Source organism: Mycoplasma mobile 163K (assembly GCF_000008365.1).
GTDB lineage: Bacteria > Bacillota_I > Bacilli_A > Mycoplasmatales > Metamycoplasmataceae > Mycoplasma_J > Mycoplasma_J mobile.
The window spans coordinates 279,203-302,341 of sequence record NC_006908.1 but is presented as its reverse complement, the minus strand read 5'-3'; the positions used below and the strand labels follow the sequence as shown (position 1 = coordinate 302,341).

Here is a 23,139-nt window from a genome sequence, read left to right as displayed (position 1 = left end):
TCCTACTTTTCTTTTAAAACAATTTCTAAATGACTAGTTCTTTTAAAAATTGAATAAGCTCTTCCTTGACTTCTTGGTTGAAACCTTTTAAGTGTTGGACCTTCATTTACTAAAACTTTTTCAACAACCAATTTTTCATTGTTCATCCCATGATTATTGATTGCATTTGCTACGGCTGAATTTAATAATTTTATAAATAAGGCTGAAGCTTTTTTGTTTGTGTTATATAAAATAGATAACGCATCGTTTGCTGATTTATAACGAATTAAATCTGCTACTAATCTTGCTTTACGAGCGCTAATTCTTTGTACTTTAACTGTTGCTCTTGATTCCATTATTTTTTCTTACCTTTTTCTGATCCATGACCTGTGTATGTTCTTGTTGGTGAAAATTCTCCTAATTTATGCCCAACCATATCATCTGTTACATAAACATCAATAAATTGTCTTCCATTATGAACTTGAAATGTAAAACCTACAAATTCAGGGAAAATAGTTGAACGTCTTGATCATGTTTTGATTGGTTTTTTTGATTTTGATTCGATAGCATTAACTACTTTTTTCATTAATGATGCTTCTACATAAAATCCTTTTTTTGCTGATCTTGCCATTAGTTATTTATCCTCTTTTTTCTTCCTCTAATTATTAATTTTGTTGAAGATTTGTTTGTTTTTCTTGTCTTAGGACCAAGTGCTTTTCTACCTCAAGGAGTCATAGGGCTTTTTCTACCAATTGGTTGTTTACCTTCACCACCACCATGCGGGTGATCATTTGGGTTCATGGCAGATCCTCTAACAGTAGGTCTGATTCCTTTGTGACGATTTCTTCCGGCTTTTCCAACATTAACAAGTGAATGTTCTTCATTACCGACAACACCAATTGTTGCTCTACATTCAGCCAAAATTCTTCTTGTTTCACCAGATTTTAATCTTAAAACAACATATTTTCCATTGTCATCTTTACCTAAAATTTGAGCAGAAGAACCTGCTGATCTAGCGATAATAGCTCCACCTTTAGGTTGCATTTCAATATTATGAATGAAAGTTCCTTCTGGAATGTTTTTCAATGGTAAAGTATTTCCGATTTTAATATCAACATCTTCACCTGAAACAATTACATCATTAACTTTTAAACCTTTAGGATATAAAATATATGATTTAAATCCATCTTTATAAACAATTAATGAGATATTTGCACTTCTGTTTGGATCGTATTCAATAGTTTTCACAATTGCTTCAATATTATCTTTTTGTCTTTTAAAATCAACTAAACGATACTTTCTTTTTTCTCCAGATCCTTTATGTCTTGTTGTGATTTGACCTGAATTATTACGACCAGCCTTTTTTTTCAAAATAGTCATAAGACTTTTTGTAGGTTCATGCCCAGTTAAATTTTTTGAATAATCTAAACTTGACATATTTCTTCTACCATTAGTAGTTGGCTTAAAATATTTAATAGCCATTTTTTCTCCTTTGCCTAAAAATAGTTGCGAATTTTCTTCTAAGCATTTGATTGATTTATTAATTAATCAATTTCGCTATATTTTTGTTTTTTTAAACTTTTTTTGTTGTTGTTTTTTTAGTTGTAGTAGATTTAACTTTTGTATCAATAGTTGCTTTTTTTGCCACTACTAATGTTTTATCTTTTTCTTTTGTTGTTGTTTTTTTAACAGAAGTTATTTCTTTAGGAGAAGTTTCTTTCTTAACAGAAGTTGTTTTCTTAATTGGGGTTACCTCTTTTGAAGTAATTTCTTTTTTGATAGAAGTTACTTTTTTAGGAACGCTTTTAACAATTTCATCCTTAATTTCTGACTGTTCTTTTGCTGCAATTTTTGCTGCAATTTTTTCTTCTAATTTAAGTTCTGATGTTGATTTTTCTTTAATTAATTGTTTTTCAACTTTTTGTTCTTTTTCAATTTCTTCAGGGAAAATATTGATTTTTCCTTCTCTTAAATAAACATAAGCCTTTTTATATGAATTTGTAAGACCTTTAAAACGTCCTACTTTTTTTTCTTTTTGAGGAACATTAAATAAATTGATTTTTTCTACTTTTACTTCAAAAATAAATTCTATTGCATCTTTAATTTCAATTTTTCTAGCTCTTCTGTCAACAGCAAAAACATAAACATTTTGAGCCATAGTTTTATATGATTTTTCTGTTAATAAAGGGTATTTAATAATTTCATTATGATTCATTATTTAACTCTACTTTCTAATGTAGTAAGATCTTTTTTACTCAACAATAATGCATGTGTTTCATTTAAAAGTTCAACTGTTAATGAATTTAATTTAACTACATGAAGATTTTGAACATTTCTTCCTGATTTGAAAATTTTTTCATCATCACTAACAATTAAAATTTTCTTTAAGTTGTTAATTTTTAAATCCTCTAATTTTTTTATTAATTCTTGTGAAGAAATTTTTTCTAATTTTAAATCCTCAACTAAAATAGCGTTTTTATTTGCAAGTAATGTCAGTGAAGATAAAAATGCAAGATTACGAACTTTTTTATTTATTTTAAAATCATATTTTTTTTGTGGTTTAGGACCAAAAGTAATTCCTCCACCTACTCAAATAGGTGATCTTGTAGAACCAGCTCTTGCTCTACCTGTTCCTTTTTGTTTTCATGGCTTTTTACCACCACCACTTACTTCACTTCTTGTTTTAGTTGAATGTGTCCCTTGTCTTTGGGATGCTCTTTCAAATAAAATAGAATCAAAAATAGCTTGAGTATTAATTTTTTCTTCAGATAAACCAAAAATTCCCTTGGGTAAACTAACTGTATTTTTAAACAAAATATTTTTTGCTTCATTTGTTTTTGATGATAGAACTTTAATTTTTGATTTTTTAGTTTTTACTGGTTCTGATTTGATTGATTCAGTTTTAACTGATTTTACTGATACTTTAGAAACTTTAGTACTTTCAGATTTTGGTTTTGAAACTTTTTCAAGTTTATCTGCTTTTTTTACTTCGGTAGTTTTAGTTACTTTTTTTGTTGGTGCTTTGCTTGCAGAAACTTTAGAAGATTTTTTTACTGGAGTTTTTTCTTTTGTTGTTTTTTTCAATTCTTCAGCCATAACTATTCTCCTTTATCTTCTTTATTTTTGTTTAATTTTTCTGCTTCTTTTCTAACATCATCATCTGAATTAGATTTTTCAGCATTTTGTTTAGCTTCTTGTTCTAATTTTTCTTTTTCTTTCATTGCTGCATGAATTATTTCTTCCATCTCATGAATTTTCATATCAACACTTACTTCAGCACCATATTTTTTAGCTGATTCAAGTAATTGGTTTTTTAGAATTGCTTCTTTAATATTAACTAATTCAATTGCTTCTCTTGAAGGAAGATTTTTAATAGCGCTTTTAATAATTAAAAAACAATTTTTTGGCCCTGGGACAGATCCTTTTACTAACAAAATATTGTTCTTGATATCTACTTTTACAACTTCTAAATTTTGAATTGTTCTTTGTACATTTCCTAAATGACCAGGCATTGTCATACCTTTAAGAACTTTGTTTCCAGCAATATCTCCAATTGATCCTGTTTGTCTAACTGGTTTTGATCCACCACCACCACCATGCGATTTTGGACCGATTTTTTGATTGTGTCTTTTGATTGTTCCAGCAAATCCTTTTCCTTTTGAAATTCCTGTAACATCAACTAGCTCTCCACTTTTAAAAATGTCTGCTTTTACTAAATCGCCAAGATTATATCCATCCATATTACGGATTTCTTTAACGAAGCGCTTAGGCGTTGTGTTTGATTTTTTAAAATGACCAATTTCTGGTTTTTTAAATTTTCTTTCTTTTTGATCAAAAGCACCAAGTTGCAATGCAACATAGCCATCTTTAGTGTTTTCGAATTTATGTGTAACAACATTTGGTTTAACTTCAATTACAGTTACAGGAACTTTGTTTCCTTGTGCTGTATAAATTTGAGTCATCCCAATTTTTTGTCCTAAGATTCCTTTCATCTTTTCTCCTAATTTTTATAATTTAATTTATTTCTTTTATTTCAACTTGAACACCAGTAGAAATCTCTTGTCTTTTCAAAGCGTCCAACATTTTTTTGTCAAGATTTTCAAAGATAATTAATCTTTTATGTGTTCTACTTTCAAATTGTTCACGTGAATCTTTATTAACGTGTACTGACCTTAAAATTGTAATTCTTTCAATTTTAGTAGGTAGTGGAATTGGTCCACTCATCTTGATGTCTTTTGACTTTGCAAAAGCTACAAATTTTTTTGAAACTTCTTCAATTAAATCTGCATCAAATGATTTTAGTTTAATTTTAATTTTGCTCATTTTGTTGCTCCTTTGTTCTTTTTGAACTGGCTCCACATAAAAACTTGAAACTCTTAACAACTACTCTTGGAGTATCAACAACCTTATGCTTCTTAACCATGTTTTATAATGTGCTTTTTTATTATATACTAAAAGAAAAAAACCTTTAAATATTTTCAAAAAATTGTGTAAAGTTTATGAATTTTAAACAATAAACATTAAAAAAGGCATTGAAACTATTAACAAACTTGTATTTAATCACATAAAAGCTCTTGATGCTAGTGAACCAGTTCCTAAATACATTAAGTTCATTGAGGCATTTGTTCCCGGGCCAATAAAAACAAAATAATAAATTAAATATCAAAATGGATTTGTTACACCAACAAATGTATTTAAAACAAAAATAGAATAAATGGAATAAAATCTAAATATTGAAACATAAGCAAAAAAACAAAAATAGTGAAAAAAAACGATTCAAAAAAATCTTAAATATTTTTTAAAAGAACTACCTTTTTCTCTGGGGGCAATTATTTGTTTCATAAAATTAGAATAAAATCTTAAAATTATTTAAATAATTTTAAGTATGTTGAATACCCTTCCTTTTCAAGATCTTCTTTTTTTATAAATTTTAATGATGCACTATTGATACAAAAACGCAAGCCACCTTTATCTCTTGGTCCATCATTAAAAACATGACCTAAATGCGAATCAGCATTTTTAGATCTAATTTCAACTCTAGTCATTCCTGAAGTGAAGTCCATTTTTTCTTCTATAACAAATGGATCAATTGGTTTTGTAAAAGCAGGTCAACCACAGCCTGAATTATACTTATCTTTCGATATAAATAAAGGTGTCCCATCTACAATATCTATATAAATACCTTCTTCAAAATGATTGTCAAATTCATTGTTATAAGGTCTTTCGGTTCCATTTTCCTGAGTTACTTTTCATTGTAAATCTGTCAATCTTTTCTTCAATTCATTTTTATCTATATTTTTTTTCATATTATTCCTTAATTAGTAATTTTGTATAACTATATTATTATATATTAGTTATAAGGATTTTGAAAATCTAAAATTTAATTGGTTTATATAAACTTTTAACATTAGGTAAATATTCATGATTTTGTTCATCTTCAGGGTGTAAATAAATATTTTCTAAAAAATTTGTTCCTCAACCTGTTTTATATCTTGATTCAATTAAAACTAAATTTGATTTTTGATTAATTCTAGGGTGGATAAATTGAACTTTTTTTGGTTCGAAATCATATTTTCTTAAAATTGTAAAAAAATCAATTGATCTCTCAGTTGGTATTACAACCGAAAAATATCCTTTTTGTTTAATAATTTTAGAAGCTCCTTTTATTAATTGATCAAAATTGAGTTTAAGATCATAAGTTGCAATTAGTTTTTCTTTACTTACATTTTTTAATTGTCTTTTACCAATTTGATAAAATGGAGGATTACAAATGATTGAATCATATTTTTTTGCTTGATTTTTATTATGTTTTTTTCAAAAAGAATTAAAATTAGCATGAATAATTGAGATTTGTTCTTCTTTTGAATTCATAATAACATTAAAATTAGCTAAATGAATCGCTTTTTTTTGCAATTCAATTGCATCAATTTTAATATTCTTATTTCTCTCAGAAACAAAAATTGCAAGAGCTGCATTATTTGTTCCTATTTCAAGAATACTTTTAGTTTTGGAATTTATAGAACAAAAATTACCCAATAAAATTGTGTCTACAGAATAATTAAACATTGTTTTATCTTGATAAATAAATAAATTTGAATCAAATCCCAAAGAGTTTTTCTCTCAAGTTTTCTTTACTTTTAGTATCATAATTTAAATTATAAATAAAAAAGAATCTTATTAAAGATTCTTGGTCCTAAATGATATGGTGGGAACGAATGGACTCGAACCATCGACCTCACGATTATCAGTCGTGTGCTCTAACCAGCTGAGCTACGCTCCCATAAAATAAACTTTTATTCTTTTATTATATATAAATAAAAAGTTTTTAAAAATAAAAATTTATTAACGTTTTGAAAATTGTCTTGCTTTTCTAGCTTTTTTCAATCCTGGTTTTTTACGTTCTTTAACTCTAGCATCTCTTGTTAACATTCCTGCTGTTTTTAAGTTTTTACGAAAATCAACTGAAACTTCTAATAAAGCTCTTGCAATTCCTAATCTAATAGCTCCTGCTTGACCACTCAAACCTCCACCTCTTACATTAACAGTAATATCAAATTTTTCTTTTTGATCTGAAATAACAATTGGTTGTAGAGCATCTTTCAATAAGATATCAGACATCAGGTAATCTCTAGCTACTCTTTTGTTAATTAAGAATTCACCTTTACCTGGTCTCAAAATTACTCTCGCAGAAGAACTTTTTCTTCTTCCTAATCCACGGTACATTATATCTGACATTATTTAACCTCTAATACTTCTGGTTTTTGAGCTTCATGATTGTGCTCTCTACCTGCATAAACATATAAATTCCCGAATTGTTTACGACCTAATTTTGTATGCGGAATCATTCCTTTTACAGCTTTTTCAACAAGCGCAAATGGTTTTTTTGCTCTTAAATCTCTTGCATTAATTGCTTTTAAACCACCATTATAACCAGAACTTGAATAATAAATTTTGTCATCTTCTTTTTTTGCTGTTAGGACAACTTTATCTGCATTAATTACAATAATGTTATCACCCATATCAACATTTGGTGTAAAAGTAGGCTTATTTTTACCTCTTAAATAAGATGCTACAACCGATGCTAAACGACCTAGCACCTGACCTTCTGCATCTACAACAAATCATTTTTTATCAGTTTCTTTATGTCTTATAATTGTTGTTTGTCTCATTTGTTCTCCTTAGTTTATTTTAAATTTTAATTTTCTCTTTAGTTGCATAATTATATACTCAATAGAGTTAAGTTTTTATTATTTTACATTAAATTTAATTATTATTTATCATTTATCTATTATTTTTTTCATTTTGATTTTTTAAGCTTTTAAAATATATTTGTTTTCAGTTTAAATATTACTCATTTACTCTTGATAAAACAAAAAAAGCTGCAGTTTCAGATCTTAAAATTCTTTTGCCTAGAGAAATTGTTTTTCAACCTTTTTCAATTGCTGTTTTTATTTCATCTTGAAAAAAACCTCCTTCAGGTCCAATAATAAAAATTGAATTTGAGCAAAACAAATTTGTATTTAATTCTTTACTCAAATCTGTATTTTCGTATGCAATATATTTATATTCATAATTTAAATCCAATACTTGTGAAAAATCAAGTGGTTTTTCCAAAATGGGAACCTTATTTCTAAACGATTGACTTGAAGCGTTTAAAATAATTTCATTTCATCTTTCTATTTTTTTTAAGGCAAAATCTTTTTTAAAATTTGAAAATTTTGAAATAAAAGGGATAATTTTAGTAGCTCCTAGTTCTGTTGCTTTTTGCAAGACTAACTCAAAATTTTTTGGATTAATCAAAGCCATAGCTAAAACAACTTCATTTTTAAACTCATTGTCAATATTTAATTTCTCTACTATAATTGCAATTTTATTTTCTAATTTACATTTATAAAATTCATTATTATAATTGCAAATAAAAAAATCGTTTTTGATTCTTAATACTTTAATGTGATTTAATACTTTTTCATCTAAAATAAAAGTGTTATTTATTTTTTTTGTTACAAAAAATCTATGCATAAGATAATTTTATAAAAAAAATTAAAAATTTGATTATTAAATAAATCTTTATAAAGTTGAAATTTAAAAAACTTTTAATTTATAATGATAAATGAGTTTTAAAACTCCTTGGTTTTTATAAATATATTATCAAAAACCCAGATGACCAAAGGGAGGGGCAAATGCCTAATAAATATGAAATTTTAATTATGACTGATCCAAAAGAAGAAAAGTCAGTAATTGAAAAATTCACAAATCAAATTTTCAAAAAAATTGAAAAATTTGAACAACTTGAAAGAACAGAATTAGCTTATAAAGTTAATCATTCAAGTACAGCGCACTATTTTTTAGTAAATGTTGAAGCAAAAGGACCTGAAATTACTGAATTTAATAGACGTGCAAATATTTCAAAAACTATTTGACGTACTATGGTTATTAACTTAGACACAGAAAAATATTTAAGCAAAAAAGCTAGTGAAAAGAAATTTACTAAAAAAATAACAGCAGATAGACCTAGAAGAAATCCAAGTACAATTAACAGAGAAAATGTTGGAACAGAAAATAAAGAATTTTCAAATAATAGAGAGTCTTCAGGGGAAAAAAGAATCTATACAAGAAAAAAAGTTCAATCTGAAAATAGAGAATAAAAAATTTAGTTTAATAGCACAATGAAGGAGTCTTATATGAATAAAGTATTATTAGTTGGAAGAATTGCTCAAAAAGGAGAATTAAAAGAAACATCTAATTCAAATATTCCATATGTTAGATTTCGTGTTGCTGTAAGAAAAGACAATGTAAGTCAAAACGCAAGAGAAGATAGTGATTTTATTCCGGTGATTGCTTGAAGAAACACTGCTACTTTTGTAAATAATTACATGAACATAGGAGATTTAGTAAGTGTTGAAGGAACTTTTAGCACATCTACATTCAAAAATTCAAATGATGAATTTGTAAATGTTTATGAAGTTACTATTTCAAATATAAAATCTTTAGAAAGTAAAAAAGCTAGAGATGAAAGAAAAGAGTTTCAAGGAACAAATAACTTTGAAACAAAACAAAAATCCAATTCAAATTTTTCAGAACCAACATTTGTTGATTCGAGCGAAAATAAAAGTTCAAAAATTCAAAAAACAAGTCAAAGTTTCAAAACTGAAACTGATGAAGATGAAGAAATGGATTGAGATTTAGAATTTTAGGGAGAATAATGAAAAGAATAATAAGTAAAAAATCAAATAGAATTTTCAAGCCAAAACCTTGCTTTTTCCATGTTGAAAAAATTAAATATATCGATTACAAAGATGTTGAATTAGTTTCAAAATACATCAATAATCATGGAAAAATTTTATCTTCGAAAATCACAGGAAACTGTGCTAAACATCAAAGATTAATTTCAAACGTTATTAAAAGAGCAAGAATTATGGCTTTAATTCCATTTATTTCAGAAAGAATTAGAAAATAAGCTTAAAAAAGCTTGAACATAAGATAAAAAATATTAGAATATTTGATAAAATAATAAGTAATAATTAACTGTTTTATTGCAAGGATAGGTTATAGATGAAAGACTATACTTTGGTGGTTTTAACGCGTTAGAACAGAAATTATAAATCGAAAGGATAAAAAAATATGGCAAAAATTGATTTTGATAGATCAAAGGAACATGTTAATATTGGAACAATTGGTCACGTAGATCATGGAAAAACAACTTTAACAGCTGCAATTGCTACAGTTTTAGCAAAACATGTCGAAGGAAATGAAGCAAGAGACTATGGTTCTATTGATAATGCTCCTGAAGAAAGAGAACGTGGGATTACAATTAATACTTCTCACATTGAATACAATACTGAAAAAAGACACTATGCTCACGTGGATTGTCCTGGGCATGCCGATTATGTTAAAAACATGATCACTGGAGCTGCACAAATGGATGGGGCTATTTTAGTAGTAGCTGCAACAGATGGACCTATGCCTCAAACTAGAGAACACATTTTGTTATCAAAACAAGTTGGAGTTCCTAAAATGGTAGTTTTCCTAAATAAAGTAGATTTATTAGGAAGTGGATCAGAAGCTGAAGAAATGGCTGATTTAGTTGAATTTGAAATTAGAGACTTATTATCTCAATATGAATTTGATGGAGAAAATACTCCTGTTGTTAGAGGATCGGCTCTTAAAGCACTTAATGGTGAAAAAGCTTGAGAAGATAAAGTTATGGAATTAATGAGTCAAGTTGACAATTGAATCGATGCTCCTCTTCGTGAAGTTGATAAACCATTCTTGATGGCTGTTGAAGATGTTTTCACAATTACAGGACGTGGAACTGTTGCTACTGGTAAAGTTGAACGTGGAGAATTGAAAATCAATGAAGAAGTTGATATTGTAGGGTACACAGAAAAACCAAAAAGAACAACAGTTACAGGTATCGAAATGTTCCGTAAAAATCTTAAAACAGCTCTTGCAGGTGATAATGCAGGATTGCTTTTAAGAGGAATTAACCGTGAACAAATTGAAAGAGGTCAAGTATTAGCTAAACCAGGTACAATTGTTCCTCACACAAAATTTAAAGCAGCAATTTATGCTCTTAAAAAAGAAGAAGGAGGGCGTCACACTCCATTCTTCAAAAACTATAAACCACAATTCTATTTTAGAACAACTGACGTAACAGGAGGAATTGAATTACCAAATAATATTGAAATGGTAACTCCTGGAGATAATGTTGATTTAATAGTTGATTTAATATCACCTATTGCAGTTGAAGTTGGAACTAAATTCTCTATTAGAGAAGGTGGAAGAACAGTTGGAGCTGGTTCAGTTACAGAAATTGTTAAATAATTTATTATTAAACAATTAAAGTTATTAATCTTAAACTCAAAATAAAAAACACATGAATGTGTTTTTTATTTTTATTTTCTTACTTTAAATTAGAACGAATTAAAGGCATTGACATACATCTTGAACTACCCATTCCCAAAGAAAGTTGATTACCTTCAAAAGCAATCACTTTCACGCCATGACCTTCCAAGGCTTTTTGGGTTTCGTAATTTCTACTATAACCAATTACAACTCCGGGTCTAATTACTAGATAATTAGCAGCTACAAAATTTGTCTCAATATCAATTGTAATTTGAGAAGCTCCTTTTCCACCAATAGGAATCAAAATAGGATCTTTTCCAATAATTAATTTTAAAAATTCACTTAAAGAAGCATGTAATTCTTTTGAAGAAATTTTTTCATAATCAAGATTGATTTCTCAAAATTTTAAATCAGTTAAAACATTTGGTGAATAAATGAACTTATCGTAATCAATCATTGTTAATCAAGTATCTAAATGCATTAAATTTTTCATTTTTGGAACTTCTACTCCGTAAATTTTTTTAAAAGAACGCTTTGTTTTTTTAAAATTTTCAGCTAGTTCTAAAATTGCACTCATTGTTGTTCTTTCAGAAATTCCGATAATTAGAATTTCTTTTGAATAAACTAAAACATCTCCGCCTTCAATAATACTTATTTGATTATTCAAATCTTTCCTTTCGAAAGCCATATTAACTTTTTTATAAAGTGGATGATTTTTAAAAATAAAGTCAGTAAAAATAGTCTCTCTTTTTCTTGTTTTATATTTCATATTGGAAATAATGACACTATTTCCAATTGAAATAAAATTGTCTCTAGAAAAATATAAATTTGGCATTGGATCAATAATTAATTCCCTTTCGATATGAGAAATACTAATGTCTTTTTGAGTTATTCCACTCATCATCAATTCAATTGTTTTCCTAGTAGAGTGCTTGATATCAAGAAAAAATGGTAACAATTTTTGTTTTGTTAATCCATCTAAAATCGGAGTTGCTTCATCTAAATATTGTCTAATAAAATCATTTTTGACTTTGATAGAACTTTCTTCAAAAGATTCTGCAACTAAATCAGTAAGTTCTACTGGTTCTACTCCTTCCGATTTTAATTTTTGAATAAATTCATTATGTTCTTTTTTTGCTTCTCTTCATTCTAAAACATTTGAGAATAACAATTCATCTAATCTATAAGGGGAAACATATTTTAATTCATTCCCTGGAGTGTGAATTAAAACTTTTTTTAATTCTCCAATTTCACTAAAAACATTAATTATATCTTTTGTATCTTTCATTTTGACTCCTTTAATTTTAATTATAAGTTAATTAATATATATAACAAAAAGTCTTTAAAAATAAAATAGTCATTTTGCAACTATTCAAAAAGCAAAAATTTAAACTAACATTTCTTTTTCTTAATAATTTTAAGTTCTGATTCTTCAATTTGATTCCTTTTCTCAGAATACTTATCTCAAAAAATTGGTAAAAAAGCAATCGCAATAAAAATCATTAAAACTATAAATCTGGCGACCTGACCATTTAATATGATTGTTGCTTGAGCGGATCCGTTATTTATAACATAACTTTGAAAATTAAAAGCAACCATTATTAAATTTGAAAAGGCACCTATAAAAACAAATAACATTCCTAAATTAACTACAATTGCTGAAGTTCAAGCTGCGATTAAGAAAAATTTTGATTTTTTCACTTCTATTTTTTTTGTTTTTCTATTTATTATAGCACCTATTATTGCAGCTCCAATATACACAAAAGCAAACAATGAAGCCCAATTCGCCATTAAATCTACCATTGAAAATAAGTTATTTACTTCTGGATCAATATTAACTTTTAAAGTAGTTGAACTTAATACTTCTGTTCATGTTCCTGTAAAACTAATTAAGCTAACCAAATTTAGAGTATCTCCATATTCGCTAGAATTAAAATAAGTTAAAGAACCAACAAGACTAAACACAATAAATACAATCATAGCTATAATATAGCTAACTCAAATTCCTACTCAAGGCCTATTTTTATTCAACTTATGAATAAATTTACTTGTAAATGGAATTTCTTTATCTCTGATTAAATCTTCATATAAAAGAGGTGAATACATTGAAAAACCATTAATGATTCCTAGAATTCCAAACCCAATAATAAAATTAATTAGTACTAGTACAGCAGTGGCATTATTTTCAAAAAATCATTGAGTAATTCCGTTTGATTGAATATTTCCAGAAGATTCAAAATTACCAAATCCATTTGAAACAATTATAATCGAAATTGTAATTAACATATAAACAAATGATGTAATTGCTAAGCCAATTCCTAAAGCTAGAGAAGTTCTTTTGGGATTTTTCACTTGAGATTGAATTCCTGCTGCTACATAAAATCCATCAAAAGCAAAGAAAATTGCAGGAATTGAAAGAATTAATCCTAAACCAGGATTTAAAACATTGAAAGGGTTTCCTGATAAAGCATTAGGAAATTGCTCTGTCGGACTTGGTGGCAATGAAGGAAATATTCCACTTGTTGATGGAAACCCTACAATAATATATCCTATTAAAATTGCAAAAATTAAAGGTAAAAACTTAACTAAAGTAATTATTCAGTTTTGAATATTTCCAATTTTCGAAGATAAACCTGAAATAAATATAAATCATGTTGATATGAAAAAAGATACAATCATATAAACAAATCATGGTCAATCAAAACCTATTGCATTTTGGAATGATTGAAGTGCATAGTATGGTAGCACAAAATAATTAAATGGCATATATAAATATACAAAGAAATTTTTACATGATTTGTATATAACTTTATGAGTAAAAATTTTTGTCCAACCAACAATTCCTCTATCATCCTTTTGAGCACTCACTATCTCTAAAAGGGCCAAAGCCATAGCAATAACACTAATAGAAGCTATAACTCAAGATAAAATTGTTAATGTAATTGTTCCTGTTGGATTGTTTAAAAAAGTAGCATTTCTTACAACTTCATTATTTTTAAAAAAAATTCCGGCACCTATTGATGAGCCAATAGTTAATAAAATAACTGACAAAAACCCAATTTTTTTAGAAATTTTTACATTTTTCATTTCATTTCTATTTTTTAAGTTTTTATTTTTTGAAAAAAACATTTTTGCTCCTATTTTTATTTTTCTCTTATTTAATAAGGGAATTTATTGATAAATTTTAAAAATCTATTTACATTTTACACTTTGAAGTGCACTCCTTTAATTTTATTAAATAATTAACTATGCAAATTTTTTAATATTTAAATTTGCCTTCATTATATTAGTAATGATCATCAAAACTTAAAGTTTTTAAAGCAGCACTTGTCTTTTTAAATAATATTGCTATAGCTAAAAATATAATTTTATTAATTTAAATCTATGCTTTAAATTTTCATCAATAAAAAACAAATGTAGTGACTCTTTAAAATCTTTTTTAATTTTCAAAGTGTATATTTTTTTTCTAATGAAAAAAAATGTTTGAGAAAAATCTTAAAAATTTTAAGATGAAAAATATTTCTAAAAAATAATTTCAAATTTAAAAAAATGCCTTTTGAATTTTTCATAATTTCCTTTTAATAATTTGGTTATTATACATTAATTTAATTGTTTTTTTCTTTTTATTTTTTTAATAAAGTAATATAATTTTTAAGGTCTTTAATAACAAAATTATTAGATTCTAAACTTAAAAATACTTAAAAAGAGGCAAAAATGCTTGATTACAAATCAAATTTTGATAATGCAATGGATTTTGCATTGAAAAAAGCAAGTGCGGATTGATGAAAAATTATTGTTCTGGGAATTTTAGCATCAATTTATGTTGGAATCGGATACATCGCTTACATATATGTTGCTGCAGCATTTCAAGGGAATTTGATAGGAATTGATTCAGTACATTTTGATGGATCAGTTGTGGTTGCGGCAAGCGCAACCTTTCCTGTAGGATTAATGTTAATTGTTTTTTTAGGTGGAAGTCTCTTTACAAGCGATAATTTATCAATGCTTGCTTACATCACAAAGAAAACAAAATTTTCTCCATTGCTTAGAAAATGAGGATATGTTTTACTTGGTAACACTATTGGTGGATTTTTAATTGCTATTTTAATTAGAGCAGGAAGTATTTTTAATGACAATCAATTGATTGTTCTAAAATATATTATTGATAAAAAAATAGATTTTCAATGATGAACTATTATATTTTCCGCTATTTTATGCAATATAATTGTCGCAGGAACAGTTTGAGCTTCTCTAGCAACAACACAGTCAATTGGAAAAATCTTTATCATTTTCTTTCCAATATGAATTTTTGCAATTATAGGGTTTCAACACGTAGTAGCTAATGCGATACTATTTGCTATGGGGTGATTGCATGGTGATAATCCGATTATTGCTGGAGGGATTGTAACAATTGGAAATAACAGCGTAAATTATGGTAAAAAACTTATTGATTGAACTTCTATAGCATTGCATTCTAATTTAATTCCAGCTTTAATAGGTAATTGATTCGCAGGTTCTATCTTATTACCGTATGCATATTTATCGGTTGTGAAAATTAGATCAAAAAGCGAAAAACAAAGAATGAAAGATAATGCAGGAAATTTAACAGATTCTGAAGATCCAGATAAAAAAGATGAAAATAAAAAATAAAGATACTTCTTTATTTTTTATTTAAAAAAATTGTTTTTTTGTATAATGAGTATGAATTGTAGGAGTGTAGTTCAATTGGTAGAACAACGGGCTTCAACCCCGTATGTTGTGGGTTCGAGACCTATCACTCCTGCCATTTTTTTATTTTTTTAGAATTTTATTTGTTTATTTTTTTGTCAAACAAGTCAATAACTTCTTTAACAGATTTTAATTTTGTCAATTCATCATCTGAAACTTGTACTAAAAATTTTTCTTCATTTTCAATAATTAGCTCTACAAGATCTAAACTATCGATACCTATTTCACTTATTTTTGAATCTTCTACAAAAGATGATGCATTTTTACTTTTTAATGCTTGGAAAATTATTTCTTGTATTTCTTGTCTTGTTTTCTTCATAATAAAATAATTATATATTATTGAAGTTCTATTTTGAAATTTTTTGTATTAATTTGGTTTTTATAATCTCATTTAAAAAAAATAAATGCAAGTTTTTCAGATTCGATTTTTGTAGCATATGTTAAATCTAGATTATGTTCTGAAAATTTTACTAAAATATCTTTAATAATATGAACCAAAAAACTATCATCAATTTTTAATTCTCCATTTAAGTTTTTCTTCAAAAATTTGTTATATTTTTCTATTTTTATCTCAGGAAAAGAGAGAGGATTTTTAAAATTAATTATCTTGATATTTTCATTTTTATTACTTGTAATTACAAAATAAGAAATAACTGGAATAGTAATTAAAAATGGGGAAAAGAAAATTAAATAATTCTTTCAATTAATCTTAATTTTAGTTCATATTTTTTTAATTTTCATATTCTTTTTTCTCAAAACTCAATTTTTTTATTTCTTCTAGAGCGTAATTTCCTTGAATAATTTTCGCAAATAGATCTTTATGTAATTGAAAAAAATCCATCTTTATTAAACTTGCTTCATTATTGGATATTTCAATTAATTTCAAAGTTTTTTCATTTATTTCAATCTCTCTTTTAAAATTTTGATGATAACCTAAACTAATTCCTTGTTTTAAACCATTTAAATCTATATCTATTATTGAATTAAAATCCTTATTGAAACTATTTGAAATAAACAACCCTTGACCAGAATTATTGCTTATACCTTTATATAAAAGATTATTTTCAACAAATGTATCATCTTCTATTTCGATTTGCCCATTTATTTTATGACCTAAGTAGGTCTCTTGAGATTCTATTTTTTTGAACACAGTTTTTAATGATTTGCTATTTTCAAGCGGAACATTTGTTAAATTTTTAGAAACAATTTTTAAATCCCTATCTATGTTTGAATCATCATCATTAAAAACTGAAACTTTGTAAACTACTCTATTAAAAATATTTCTTTTTCATTTTTGAGGTACAAAAATAATATTGTGATATGAAATTTCAGATTTATAAAAGGATAATTTCTTACCAAATTGATTTGGAGATGATTGAAATGTTAATTTAAATATTCGAGGGATTTTAAAATGAATATGATCATCAAAAATTTGAAAAGAAGATTTTATATTTTGCATTTCAATAGAAATTGTTGAAAGAAAATGCAATTTACTTTCATTTAAAGAATTAATAGTATTAAAATAATGAGCAACTTTAGAGACATCATTAAATTTCATATTTTTAAAATATTGAGGTGTGAAAGTAATTCCTTTTTGTTGGTCATATGATAATATTTCAGTATTTCCACATTCTTTTTGGTTTATTTGAATTCCTTCTACAAATTTTTTAATGTTTAAATTTGATATAAAATTGGTTTTTATTGCAAAAAAGTCTTCTTTTAAATATCTTTTTATTTCAATTGATTGTTTTTCTATGTCACTTGAAATTCCATTATTAATAGAAGCTAAATTTATTTTGAATTCTTGAGTTACTATTTGTGATTGATTTATTTGATTAAAATTAATTAACATATATCAAAAATAGAAAATTGTTTATTGAGTCATGCAATTTTTTGTAGAATGTAGATTTTGAGTAATAACTTTTAGATCAATGAAATTTTTCATCTTCTAAAAAAGATTTTTTTATAAAATATCTTTGCTCTTTAGTAAGTAGTAAAAGAATTTTTTCAAATAATGAAATATTTTCATATTCTGTTTTTTCAAGTTCTTCATTTTTTAAATTGGACTTCAATTTATTACTTTTATAAAACAAACAAAGATTTGAAATTATTTTTTTTCGATCTTTAAATGGAATAGTTTGAATTTTTATTATTTCTTCAGAAAATTGCTTAGTTTTAATTGTGTTCATTTTCCCTCCATTATTTAATAACTCAACATTTGAATAATTTTTGAAATTATTTTAAAATAAAATTAATTGTATTAAAATTATTTTAGGCAATTAGTTTTGCCCGGGAGAAAATTTGAAAAATGAAAACTTTTTAAAGAGTATCTTAAAAGTTTCCTTGGTTCTTTTTGGATTATTTTTTTCAATTTTTGTAATAATTAGCTTTTTGAATTACTCATGAGTTTTAGGATTTTTAATCGGATCTGGAATATCTTATTTGAATTTTTGATTAAAAATTAGCTTTAACAAAAGATTTTTTACTTTTTTAAATACAAAAAGAAAAGCATTTAAATGGGTTTTTATATATTATAATTTTTTCTTTGTTTTACAAGGATTAATTATTATTGGTATTTTATTTATAAATTCTTTTGCAAATAATTTTATATTTTTTCAAAATAGAAATTTAAAAATTGCATTGGCTCCAATAAATATATTTACATGTATTTTTGGGTTGAGTTTAATAATGATAAGTACTTTTATTATTAATATAGTGAGTCAAAAAAAATCATTGAAAAATAGTTCAAATCAATTAAATGGAAGGAATAAAAATGGCAAATAATACAGAAGAAAACATATTGCTTAGTCAAATAAATAATTGAATTCAACCTCAATTGATAAGTTTGATTTTTGTAACACTTGTCTTAATTCTTATTAGTGTTGTTGTTTATTTTAAAGTTAAAAAGGTAAAACCTAATGAGTCTCCTTATGGAGTTGCTTTATTATCAGAACAATATGTGACTTTTGTTGATGATAATTTTCAAGCAATTACAGGTGGTAAAATTGACAAAGTTGGTCCATATATTTTTACTTTAATTACTTTTTTAGTTGTTGGAAATATTTTAGGAATTTTTGGTTTAGAACCAATTACTACTTCTTATTCAGTTCCATTAACTTTAGCATTAATCACTTGATTAGGCACATATGTGATTGCAATTATTTTTCAAAAATGAAGAAAATTAAGAAAATATTTAAAAGTTACTCTTCCATTTATTTTAATAGGAGAATTTTCACCAATAATTTCTTTGTCGTTTAGGATTTTTGGGAATATTATTGGCGGATCGACAATTTTGTTTCTTATTTATTTTGTAACAGGATATATTTGAGGTTTTATTCCAATAATAGGTCAAGTAAATTTACTTGGAGCTGTGCTTGCGCCAGCATTAAATCTTTACTTTGATTTATTTGGTGGTCTAATTCAAGCATATTTATTTACAATACTCACAATGGTATTTTGAACTTTAGAAACAGATATTCCGGAAAAAAAGAAGAAGAAAATTTTAAGAAAAGATATAGCAAGTAAAACAACATTAGAAAATGAAAAAAAACTACAATTAGTTTAAAAAAAGAAAGAGAGTTAAAATGAATGATTTAATTACAAATTTAGCACTTCCACAAGAAGTTATTAATGCTGCTGGCTCAAATAACGGAGCAGGAATTGGTTATGGCTTAGTTGCAGTTGGAGCTGGACTTGCAATGATTGGGGCCTTAGGTACAGGGCTTGGACAAGGTGTTAGTGCAGGTAAAGCAGCAGAAGCTGTTGGGAGAAACCCTGAGGCTGAAGCAAAAATTAGATTAATGATGATTATTGGTATGGGAATTGCTGAAACAGCTGCTATCTATTCTTTAATCATTGCTATTTTATTAATTTTTGTTTACTAAAAATAGGATTTATTAATGTTAGAATTAGGAATTTTTAGTTCAAATACTCAAAATATTGGACAAAGCATATCAGAAAGATTTGCTGGTATTTTTCCTTCATGACCGATCATGCTAGCGACTTTAGTTTCTTTTACAATTCTTTTAGTTGTTCTTACAAAATTAATTTATAAACCTGTTAAGAAAATGATGAAAAATCGAAGAGATTTTATTCAAAATAATATTGATGAATCTACTAAACAAGTTGAAAAATCAAATGAATTATTAGAAAAATCGAATATTGAAATTTTAGATGCAAAAATTAAGGCGAACACAATAATCAAAGATGCTCAAATACTTGCAGAAGAAATAAAAAATAATTCAATTAAAGACGCAAAAGATAAATCAAAACAACTTTTAGAGGAAACAAAAATTTATATTAGGCAACAAAAAGTATTATTTGCAAAAGAATCTAAAAAAGAAATTGTTGAAATTGCTGGGGAAATGACTAAAAAAATTCTATCTGAATCAGATGTAAAATTAGAGGATTCTAAATTTTTAGAAAATTTGTTAAAAAATGATATCACAAAATAATAAAGGTTATGCTTTAGCTTTATTTGAAATTGCAAATGAAGAATTGAAATTGGAACAATATTTTCAAGAAGTTAAAAAATTAAATGAAATAATTAATGAAAACGAAGATTTGGTTAAATTGTTAAGTTCCAAAGAAATTCAGCTTGAAAAAAAATTAAAAATTTTAGAAAATATTTTTACTAATCATTTTACGGTAAATATTAATAACTTTTTAAAACTAATAATTACAAATAATTTATTTATTTACATTAAATCAATATTGAAAATTTTTTTAGATATAGCTTCTAAAAAATTAAATATTAGTTATGGAAAAATTTATTCTTCTAAAAAATTAGATGAAAAAATTATTTCAAATTTAGAAAAATTTTATTCAGATAAACTAAGTAAAAAAGTTGAAATGTTAAATTTAATAGATACAACGTTAATTAAAGGTATAAGAATTGAAATTGAAAATACTATTCATGAAAATTCTATTAAAAATAATATAAAAGAGTTGCAAAAATCAATTCTAGAAAAGGAGCAATAATATGTCTATAAAAGCAAGTGATATTTCTTCAATAATTAAACAACAAATTAAAGATTTTAATGTCACATCAGATAAAAAAGAAATTGGTGAAATTCTTACTGTTGGAGATGGAATTGCTTATGTTAGTGGTTTAGAAAATGCCCGTCTAGGAGAGTTGGTAGTTTTTGAAAATGAAAATTATGGACTTGTTTTAAATCTAGAAGAATATGCGGTTGGTGTTGCGATTATGGATGGTTCAAATGATTTAATTGAAGGCCAAAAAGTAAGGAGAACAGGTAAAGTTATTTCGGTAAAAGTGGGAGATCAACTAATTGGAAGAGTATTAAATGGACTTGGAGAACCAATTGATGGTTTAGGGCAAATTACTTCAACAAAAACTAGAAAAATTTTCCAAATAGCTCCTGGGGTTATGACAAGAAAAGAAGTAAATGTTCCTTTAGATACTGGTATTATTACAATTGATAGTATGATCCCGATCGGTAGAGGTCAAAGAGAATTAATTATAGGTGATCGACAAACAGGTAAAACTGCAATTGCTATGGATACAATTATTAATCAAAAAGATAAAGATGTTTTATGTATTTATGTAGCAATAGGACAAAAAAATTCTTCGATTGCACAAATAGTTCAAAAATTAAAAGATCATGATGCAATGAAATACACTACAGTTATCAATTCTAGCGCTAGCGAATTGGCTCCACTACAATATATTGCTCCTTATACAGGAGTTACAATTGCTGAGGAATGAATGGCAAACGGAAAAGATGTTTTAATAGTTTATGATGATTTATCAAAACATGCTATTGCTTATCGTACCTTATCATTACTGTTAAGAAGACCTCCTGGTCGAGAAGCATTTCCAGGAGATGTATTTTATTTACACTCACAGCTTTTAGAAAGAGCTGCAAGAGTAACAAAAGAATTTGGAGGTGGATCAATTACAGCCTTACCAATTGTCGAAACACAAAGTGGAGATATTTCAGCATATATCCCAACAAATATTATCTCAATCACTGATGGTCAAATTTTCACAATTGAGTCTCTTTTTAAAAGTGGCCAAAGACCTGCAATTGATATTGGTTTTAGTGTTAGTCGTGTTGGTAGTGCTGCACAAATTCCTGCTATTAAGAGTTTTGCTTCTTCATTAAAATTAGAATTAGCTCAATATAATGAAGTGAAAGCATTTGCACAATTTGGAAGTGATTTAGATGAAACTACAACAAATATTTTGAAACATGGTCAAAAAATATATGAAATTTTAAAACAATCTCAGTATTCACCAATTTCTCAATTTTACCAAGCAATTATTTTACTTGCTATTAAGGAAAAATTAATATCTCAAATTCCAGTTGAAAAAATTAGAAAATATCGTTCAGAATTGATTAAATTTATTAAAAATAATTCTGAAATAATAGCATTAAGGCCAATAATTGAAAAAGAAAAAATAAATAATGATATCAAAGAAAAATTAATTTATTCAATAAAATCTTTTGTTAAAAAATTTATTTTAGAAAATGACATAATTATAGATAATGGACAGAATAATGATGTTCAGTTTATTAATAAAAAATAGAAATAAATTTCTTAATATTAGAAATTAAAAAAGGAGATATCATGAGTTTTTTTGAAGAAATAAAAATGAAAATGCAAATAAGAAAAGAAAAGAAAAAAATAGAAAAAATGCAAAAAACCTTAGAACTTTTAGAAAAAGATAGCAAAGTGAAAAGCGATAAATAATAATGGCTGAATTACAAAAACTTTCTTCAAGATTAAAATCTGTTAAAGTGACAAGAAAAATTACAAAAGCTATGGAATTAGTTGCTGCAAGCAAAATAAGAAGAGCTAAAGAAAGTTTCTTTTCTAATAAAGAATATTTTCAAATTATTCAAGATATTTTTGATAATCTTGCTAGTAAAACAGAACAAATATTTTTAAAAAAACAAATGAAATTTGACAAGGAAAATAATACAAATTCTATTTTATATATAGTAATTAATAGTGATTTAGGTCTTTGTGGAGCATATAATTCTAGTATTGCAAAAGAAATTAAAAAAGAAATCAAATCAAAAGATAAATTATTTTTAATTGGTAAAAAGGGACTTCTTTTTCTTGGAAAATTCAAAACTCAAATCACTAATTTAGATAAAGTAAAAGAGATTTCAACAAACTATAAAAACATTAAAAAAATTTCTGAAAAAATTCTTTCAATGTTTAAAAGTGGAGATTACAAAAGCATAAAAATTGTATATACAAAATATGTGAATGCATTCACATATTTACCCACAATAAAACATGCTCTTCCTATTTTAAAAAGCGAAAAAAACATAAATGAAGCAACTTTTTCTAATTTGGAATTTGAACCAGATCCAATTACAATTTTTCAAAAAGCTATTCCATTGTATTTTAGTTCTTTATTATATAGTTGTGTGCTTGAGAGTCATGTTAGTGAAGTTTCAAGTAGAAGAATTGCTATGGAAAATGCAACAAAAAATGCTGATGAACTTGGGGATCAATTGAAAATTGAACTAAACACAATTAGACAAAGTAAAATTACACAAGAAATTACAGAAATTGTTGCAGGTTCTGAAACTGAAATTTAATAAGGAG

32 protein-coding genes and 2 tRNA genes are annotated in these 23,139 nt (G+C 26.0%); 14 read left to right on the top strand and 20 right to left on the bottom strand.

Annotated elements, in window-relative coordinates:
- Nucleotides 1-2: 2 nt before the first annotated feature.
- The 14 genes from rplV to MMOB_RS01235 all read right to left on the bottom strand — a co-directional run bounded on the left by rplV (nucleotide 3) and on the right by MMOB_RS01235 (nucleotide 7,998).
- Nucleotides 3-335, bottom strand: a complete 333-nt coding sequence (rplV, locus tag MMOB_RS01300) for a 50S ribosomal protein L22 (protein WP_011264760.1) — start codon at nucleotides 333-335, stop codon at nucleotides 3-5.
- Nucleotides 335-610, bottom strand: a complete 276-nt coding sequence (gene rpsS, locus MMOB_RS01295; RefSeq protein WP_011264759.1) for a 30S ribosomal protein S19 — start codon at nucleotides 608-610, stop codon at nucleotides 335-337. The genes rplV and rpsS overlap by 1 nt, the downstream gene beginning before the upstream one ends.
- The gene (rplB, locus tag MMOB_RS01290; protein WP_011264758.1) at nucleotides 610-1,461 is read right to left on the bottom strand and encodes a 50S ribosomal protein L2; all 852 of its coding nucleotides are present in this window, start codon (nucleotides 1,459-1,461) and stop codon (nucleotides 610-612) included. Before rplB ends, rpsS begins: the two co-directional genes overlap by 1 nt.
- A 91-nt stretch (nucleotides 1,462-1,552) precedes the next feature.
- Nucleotides 1,553-2,194 carry a 50S ribosomal protein L23 gene (rplW, locus tag MMOB_RS03565; protein ID WP_011264757.1) on the bottom strand — a complete coding sequence of 214 codons (642 nt, stop codon included), beginning with the start codon at nucleotides 2,192-2,194 and terminating at the stop codon, nucleotides 1,553-1,555.
- Nucleotides 2,194-3,075 carry a 50S ribosomal protein L4 gene (gene rplD / locus MMOB_RS01280; protein ID WP_011264756.1) on the bottom strand — a complete coding sequence of 294 codons (882 nt, stop codon included), beginning with the start codon at nucleotides 3,073-3,075 and terminating at the stop codon, nucleotides 2,194-2,196. The genes rplW and rplD overlap by 1 nt, the downstream gene beginning before the upstream one ends.
- Nucleotides 3,076-3,077: 2 nt before the next feature.
- Entirely contained in the window at nucleotides 3,078-3,971 is an 894-nt protein-coding gene (gene rplC, locus MMOB_RS01275; protein WP_011264755.1) for a 50S ribosomal protein L3, read from the bottom strand.
- 22 nt (nucleotides 3,972-3,993) lie between these two features.
- Nucleotides 3,994-4,302 (bottom strand): 30S ribosomal protein S10, encoded by a 309-nt coding sequence (rpsJ, locus tag MMOB_RS01270; protein ID WP_011264754.1) that lies wholly within the window; start codon nucleotides 4,300-4,302, stop codon nucleotides 3,994-3,996.
- Between the two features lie 183 nt (nucleotides 4,303-4,485).
- Nucleotides 4,486-4,821: a hypothetical protein gene (locus MMOB_RS01265; RefSeq protein WP_011264753.1), complete on the bottom strand. Its 336-nt coding sequence runs from the start codon at nucleotides 4,819-4,821 to the stop codon at nucleotides 4,486-4,488.
- A 23-nt stretch (nucleotides 4,822-4,844) separates the two neighbouring features.
- Nucleotides 4,845-5,285, bottom strand: a complete 441-nt coding sequence (gene msrB, locus MMOB_RS01260) for a peptide-methionine (R)-S-oxide reductase MsrB (RefSeq protein WP_011264752.1) — start codon at nucleotides 5,283-5,285, stop codon at nucleotides 4,845-4,847.
- 67 nt (nucleotides 5,286-5,352) lie between these two features.
- Nucleotides 5,353-6,126, bottom strand: coding sequence for a tRNA1(Val) (adenine(37)-N6)-methyltransferase (locus MMOB_RS01255; protein ID WP_011264751.1), 774 nt, complete (start codon nucleotides 6,124-6,126; stop codon nucleotides 5,353-5,355).
- A gap of 56 nt (nucleotides 6,127-6,182) precedes the next feature.
- Nucleotides 6,183-6,259: transfer RNA gene (locus MMOB_RS01250), tRNA-Ile, on the bottom strand.
- Nucleotides 6,260-6,321: 62 nt separating this feature from the next.
- Nucleotides 6,322-6,714 carry a 30S ribosomal protein S9 gene (gene rpsI / locus MMOB_RS01245; RefSeq protein ID WP_011264750.1) on the bottom strand — a complete coding sequence of 131 codons (393 nt, stop codon included), beginning with the start codon at nucleotides 6,712-6,714 and terminating at the stop codon, nucleotides 6,322-6,324.
- Complete coding sequence (rplM, locus tag MMOB_RS01240; RefSeq protein WP_011264749.1) at nucleotides 6,714-7,148, bottom strand: 50S ribosomal protein L13; 435 nt, start codon at nucleotides 7,146-7,148, stop codon at nucleotides 6,714-6,716. The genes rpsI and rplM overlap by 1 nt, the downstream gene beginning before the upstream one ends.
- A 178-nt stretch (nucleotides 7,149-7,326) precedes the next feature.
- Nucleotides 7,327-7,998, bottom strand: coding sequence for a 16S rRNA (uracil(1498)-N(3))-methyltransferase (locus tag MMOB_RS01235; protein WP_011264748.1), 672 nt, complete (start codon nucleotides 7,996-7,998; stop codon nucleotides 7,327-7,329).
- 161 nt (nucleotides 7,999-8,159) lie between these two features.
- Here MMOB_RS01235 and rpsF point away from each other — a divergent pair, with 161 nt between their 5' ends.
- From rpsF to tuf, 4 genes are all read left to right on the top strand, one after another.
- Complete coding sequence (gene rpsF, locus MMOB_RS01230) at nucleotides 8,160-8,624, top strand: 30S ribosomal protein S6 (RefSeq protein ID WP_011264747.1); 465 nt, start codon at nucleotides 8,160-8,162, stop codon at nucleotides 8,622-8,624.
- 36 nt (nucleotides 8,625-8,660) lie between these two features.
- Nucleotides 8,661-9,173, top strand: a complete 513-nt coding sequence (locus tag MMOB_RS01225; protein WP_041362831.1) for a single-stranded DNA-binding protein — start codon at nucleotides 8,661-8,663, stop codon at nucleotides 9,171-9,173.
- 20 nt (nucleotides 9,174-9,193) lie between these two features.
- Nucleotides 9,194-9,436 (top strand): 30S ribosomal protein S18, encoded by a 243-nt coding sequence (gene rpsR / locus MMOB_RS01220; protein ID WP_041363074.1) that lies wholly within the window; start codon nucleotides 9,194-9,196, stop codon nucleotides 9,434-9,436.
- Between the two features lie 164 nt (nucleotides 9,437-9,600).
- Nucleotides 9,601-10,803 (top strand): elongation factor Tu, encoded by a 1,203-nt coding sequence (gene tuf, locus MMOB_RS01215; protein WP_011264744.1) that lies wholly within the window; start codon nucleotides 9,601-9,603, stop codon nucleotides 10,801-10,803.
- A gap of 79 nt (nucleotides 10,804-10,882) precedes the next feature.
- On the opposite strand, the gene MMOB_RS01210 is transcribed toward tuf, so the two are convergent.
- Together MMOB_RS01210 and MMOB_RS01205 are read right to left on the bottom strand one after the other, a co-directional pair.
- Nucleotides 10,883-12,112, bottom strand: a complete 1,230-nt coding sequence (locus MMOB_RS01210) for an arginine deiminase family protein (RefSeq protein ID WP_011264743.1) — start codon at nucleotides 12,110-12,112, stop codon at nucleotides 10,883-10,885.
- A 104-nt stretch (nucleotides 12,113-12,216) separates the two neighbouring features.
- Nucleotides 12,217-13,953 carry an APC family permease gene (locus MMOB_RS01205; RefSeq protein WP_011264742.1) on the bottom strand — a complete coding sequence of 579 codons (1,737 nt, stop codon included), beginning with the start codon at nucleotides 13,951-13,953 and terminating at the stop codon, nucleotides 12,217-12,219.
- 585 nt (nucleotides 13,954-14,538) lie between these two features.
- On the opposite strand from MMOB_RS01205, the gene MMOB_RS01195 reads away from it, so the two are divergent.
- Together MMOB_RS01195 and MMOB_RS01190 are read left to right on the top strand one after the other, a co-directional pair.
- Nucleotides 14,539-15,474 (top strand): formate/nitrite transporter family protein, encoded by a 936-nt coding sequence (locus MMOB_RS01195; protein WP_011264741.1) that lies wholly within the window; start codon nucleotides 14,539-14,541, stop codon nucleotides 15,472-15,474.
- 60 nt (nucleotides 15,475-15,534) lie between these two features.
- Nucleotides 15,535-15,610: transfer RNA gene (locus MMOB_RS01190), tRNA-Trp, on the top strand.
- Nucleotides 15,611-15,631: 21 nt separating this feature from the next.
- On the opposite strand, the gene MMOB_RS01185 is transcribed toward MMOB_RS01190, so the two are convergent.
- Genes MMOB_RS01185 through MMOB_RS03505 form a run of 4 tightly spaced genes read right to left on the bottom strand, consistent with a single transcriptional unit; the run spans nucleotide 15,632 to nucleotide 17,741 of the window.
- Entirely contained in the window at nucleotides 15,632-15,871 is a 240-nt protein-coding gene (locus MMOB_RS01185; protein WP_011264740.1) for a phosphopantetheine-binding protein, read from the bottom strand.
- Between the two features lie 17 nt (nucleotides 15,872-15,888).
- Nucleotides 15,889-16,293 carry an MHO_1590 family protein gene (locus MMOB_RS01180; RefSeq protein ID WP_041362825.1) on the bottom strand — a complete coding sequence of 135 codons (405 nt, stop codon included), beginning with the start codon at nucleotides 16,291-16,293 and terminating at the stop codon, nucleotides 15,889-15,891.
- The gene (locus tag MMOB_RS01175; protein ID WP_011264738.1) at nucleotides 16,283-17,404 is read right to left on the bottom strand and encodes an MHO_1580 family protein; all 1,122 of its coding nucleotides are present in this window, start codon (nucleotides 17,402-17,404) and stop codon (nucleotides 16,283-16,285) included. Before MMOB_RS01175 ends, MMOB_RS01180 begins: the two co-directional genes overlap by 11 nt.
- Nucleotides 17,394-17,741 (bottom strand): MG284/MPN403 family protein, encoded by a 348-nt coding sequence (locus tag MMOB_RS03505; protein ID WP_011264737.1) that lies wholly within the window; start codon nucleotides 17,739-17,741, stop codon nucleotides 17,394-17,396. The genes MMOB_RS01175 and MMOB_RS03505 overlap by 11 nt, the downstream gene beginning before the upstream one ends.
- A 112-nt stretch (nucleotides 17,742-17,853) precedes the next feature.
- Between MMOB_RS03505 and MMOB_RS01165 the strand changes: the two genes are divergently transcribed.
- The 8 genes from MMOB_RS01165 to atpG are packed head-to-tail and all read left to right on the top strand — an operon-like array spanning nucleotide 17,854 to nucleotide 23,132.
- Nucleotides 17,854-18,336 carry a hypothetical protein gene (locus MMOB_RS01165; RefSeq protein ID WP_011264736.1) on the top strand — a complete coding sequence of 161 codons (483 nt, stop codon included), beginning with the start codon at nucleotides 17,854-17,856 and terminating at the stop codon, nucleotides 18,334-18,336.
- Nucleotides 18,326-19,117 carry a F0F1 ATP synthase subunit A gene (locus MMOB_RS01160; protein ID WP_156768864.1) on the top strand — a complete coding sequence of 264 codons (792 nt, stop codon included), beginning with the start codon at nucleotides 18,326-18,328 and terminating at the stop codon, nucleotides 19,115-19,117. Before MMOB_RS01165 ends, MMOB_RS01160 begins: the two co-directional genes overlap by 11 nt.
- Before the next feature lie 19 nt (nucleotides 19,118-19,136).
- On the top strand, nucleotides 19,137-19,436 hold the full coding sequence (atpE, locus tag MMOB_RS01155) for an ATP synthase F0 subunit C (RefSeq protein WP_011264734.1): 300 nt from the start codon (nucleotides 19,137-19,139) through the stop codon (nucleotides 19,434-19,436).
- A 15-nt stretch (nucleotides 19,437-19,451) separates the two neighbouring features.
- Nucleotides 19,452-20,006 carry an ATP synthase F0 subunit B gene (locus tag MMOB_RS01150; RefSeq protein ID WP_011264733.1) on the top strand — a complete coding sequence of 185 codons (555 nt, stop codon included), beginning with the start codon at nucleotides 19,452-19,454 and terminating at the stop codon, nucleotides 20,004-20,006.
- Nucleotides 19,990-20,532 (top strand): F0F1 ATP synthase subunit delta, encoded by a 543-nt coding sequence (locus tag MMOB_RS01145; protein ID WP_011264732.1) that lies wholly within the window; start codon nucleotides 19,990-19,992, stop codon nucleotides 20,530-20,532. The genes MMOB_RS01150 and MMOB_RS01145 overlap by 17 nt, the downstream gene beginning before the upstream one ends.
- A gap of 1 nt (nucleotide 20,533) precedes the next feature.
- Nucleotides 20,534-22,105, top strand: a complete 1,572-nt coding sequence (gene atpA, locus MMOB_RS01140) for a F0F1 ATP synthase subunit alpha (protein ID WP_011264731.1) — start codon at nucleotides 20,534-20,536, stop codon at nucleotides 22,103-22,105.
- Nucleotides 22,106-22,146: 41 nt separating this feature from the next.
- Entirely contained in the window at nucleotides 22,147-22,269 is a 123-nt protein-coding gene (locus tag MMOB_RS03700; RefSeq protein ID WP_011264730.1) for a hypothetical protein, read from the top strand.
- A 2-nt stretch (nucleotides 22,270-22,271) separates the two neighbouring features.
- Nucleotides 22,272-23,132 carry an ATP synthase F1 subunit gamma gene (gene atpG, locus MMOB_RS01135; RefSeq protein ID WP_011264729.1) on the top strand — a complete coding sequence of 287 codons (861 nt, stop codon included), beginning with the start codon at nucleotides 22,272-22,274 and terminating at the stop codon, nucleotides 23,130-23,132.
- The last annotated feature ends 7 nt before the right edge of the window (nucleotides 23,133-23,139 follow it).